1 protein-coding gene is annotated in these 2,639 nt (G+C 71.0%); it reads right to left on the minus strand.

What is annotated here, in order from left to right; all coding sequences use genetic code 11:
* Positions 1 to 2,639, minus strand: a 2,639-nt coding sequence (locus DBR34_RS21850; RefSeq protein ID WP_219928315.1) for an Ig-like domain-containing protein, incomplete at both ends; no start/stop codon positions are given.

The following is a 2,639-nucleotide window of genomic DNA, read 5'->3' on the forward strand; positions in this document are numbered from 1 at the left end:
GGTGCCGGCAGGCAGGCCTGGTAGGTGAAGCTCACCGGGCTCGGCGTGCCGGGCAGCGGGGCGTAGGTGAACGACCCGTCGGGGTTGAAGGTCAGCCCAGCCGGCACGGTGCCCTGCACGGTGAAGGTCGACCCCGCCGGCAGGTTGTCGTTGGTCGCCACGCTGTTGCTCAACGTCTGCCCGGCCTGCACCGAGAAGGCATCGTTCAGCGGCGTGGGGCTGACGATGACGGTGATGCTGGCGGTATCGCAGTTGGTCGGCGCGGCGGCTTCGCAGATCTGGTAGGTGAGCGTGGTGGTGCCCGATGTCACGGTGCTGCCCACGCTCAGGGTGCCGTCGGCATTGAGGGTGTAACCGGCCGGCGCACCGACCAGGCTCAGTACAACGCTGGCCGGCAGCGGCGGGCTCACCGCATTGAGCGTGTCGTTGGCCAGCACGCTGACGCTGGTGGTGCCGCCTGCGGCGACGCCGCTGAGGGTGTCGTCCACCGCCACCAGGGTGCCGTTGCTGATGTTGAGGGTGACGGTAGCGGTGCTGCACAGCGCGGCGTTCGGCGCCGACAGGCATGCCTGGTAGGTGAAGACCACCGGGCTGGGGGTACCGATCGGCGGGGTGTAGGTGAAGGTGCCATCGGCGTTGAAGGTCAGCCCGGCCGGCGTGGCGCCCTGCAGCGCCCAGGTCGAGCCTGCCGGCAGGTTGTCGTTGGCGGCCACGTTGCCGTTGCTGATGGAGCCGCCGGCCTGCACGGCATACGCGTCGTTCTGCGCGGCCGGGCTGATCACCAGCGACACCGTGGCGGTATCGCAGTTGGACGGCGCGGCGGTTTCGCAGATCTGGTAGGTCAGCGTGGCCGGGCCGGAGGTGACGCCGGCGGGCACGGTGATGGTGCCATCGGCGGCGATGGCGTAGCCGGCCGGCGCACCGACCAGGCTCAGCTGCACGCTCGCCGCTGCCGGCGGGCTCACCGTGTTGAGCGCATCGTTGGCCAGCACGCTGGGCGTGGCGGTGCCGGGCACGATGCCGACGAAACTGTCATCGCCAGCCACCAGCGTGCCCAGGTTGACGTTCACCGTGGCCGTGGCGAGGCCGCACACGCCGCCGTTGGGCGCGGGCAAACAGGTCTGGTAGGTGAAGGTGACCGCCCCGGTGGTGCCCACCGGCGGGGTGTAGGTGAAGCTGCCATTGGCGTTGAACTGCAGGCCGGTCGGCGGGGTGCCCTGCACCGCCCAGCTCGACCCCGCCGGCATGCCATCGTTGGCGGCCACGCTGACGCCCGCAAGCGTGCCACCGGCCTGCACGGCGAATGCATCGATCTGCGGTGCCGGGGTGATCACGAAGCGGATCGCGGCGGCGGCGCAGTTGGTCGGCGACGCGGCCTCGCACAGCTGGTAGTTCAGCACGGTGGCACCGGCAGCAGCACCGGCTGGCACCTGCACGGTGCCGTCGTTGTTGATCACGAACCCGGGCGGCGCGCCCACCAGCAGCAGCTGCACATCGGCAGACGCCGGCGGGGTGACCCCGTTGAGGGCGTCGTTGGTGAGCACGCTGGGCGTGGCCGAACCACCGGTGATCGGCGCCGCGAACGTATCGTCGTTGGCCTCCACCGCGTTCACCGCGATGTTCAAGGTGGCGGTCGCCGTGCCGCACACCGCGGCGTCCGGCGCCGGCAGGCAGGCCTGGTAGCTGAAGGTGACCGGCCCGAGGGTGCCGGCCGGCGGCGTATAGGTGAAGCTGCCGTTGCTGTTGAAGACCAGCCCCTGCGGCGGCGCGGCCACGCTCCAGGTGGAGCCGGCCGGCATGTTGTCGTTGCCCGACACGTTGCCGGTGTTGGGCTGGCCGGACTGCACCGCGATCACGTCGTTGACCGGCACCGGGCGCACCACCAGCGCGATGTTGGCCGTGGCGCAGTTGTTGGCCGCCGCGGTTTCGCAGACCTGGTAGACCAGCACGATGGCGCCGGTGGGCGCAGTGGCTGCCACCGACAGCGTGCCGGTGGGGTTGAGGGTGAAACCGGCCGGTGCGCCCACCAGCGACAGCGACACCGTGGCCGCGGCCGGCGGGGTCACCCCGTTGAGCGCATCGTTGCCGAGCACGCTGGGCGTACTGGCACCCGGTGCGATCGCACCGAAGCTGTCATCGGCCGCCACCAGCAGGCCGTTGTTGATGTTCAACGTGGCCGTGGCGGTGCCGCACACGGCGCTGTTCGGCGCAGGCAAACAGGCCTGGTACGTGAAACTGGCCGGGCTGGTGGTGCCCGCCGGCGGTGCATAGGTGAAGCTGCCATCGGCGTTGAAGGTGACCCCGGCCGGCGGCGTGCCCTGCAGCGCGTACACCGATCCGATCGGCATGTTGTCGTTGCCCGACACGTTGCCGCTCAGGGTCTGCCCGGCCTGCACGGCGAAGGCGTCGTTGGCCGGTGCCGGAGCGACCACGAGGGCCACGCTGGCGGTGGCGCAGTTGGCCGACGCGGCGGCCTCGCAGATCTGGTAGGTAAGCGTGGTGGCACCGGACGCGGTGCCGGTGGCCACGCTGACGGTGCCGTCGGCGGCGATCGCAAAGCCGGTGGGCGCGCCCACCAGCGACAGCACCACGTCGGCCGGCAACGGCGTGGCGGCGTTGAGGGTGTCGTTGGCCAGCAC

The organism is Stenotrophomonas sp. HMWF003 (assembly GCF_003061285.1).
In the GTDB taxonomy this organism is placed as follows: domain Bacteria; phylum Pseudomonadota; class Gammaproteobacteria; order Xanthomonadales; family Xanthomonadaceae; genus Stenotrophomonas; species Stenotrophomonas maltophilia_AP.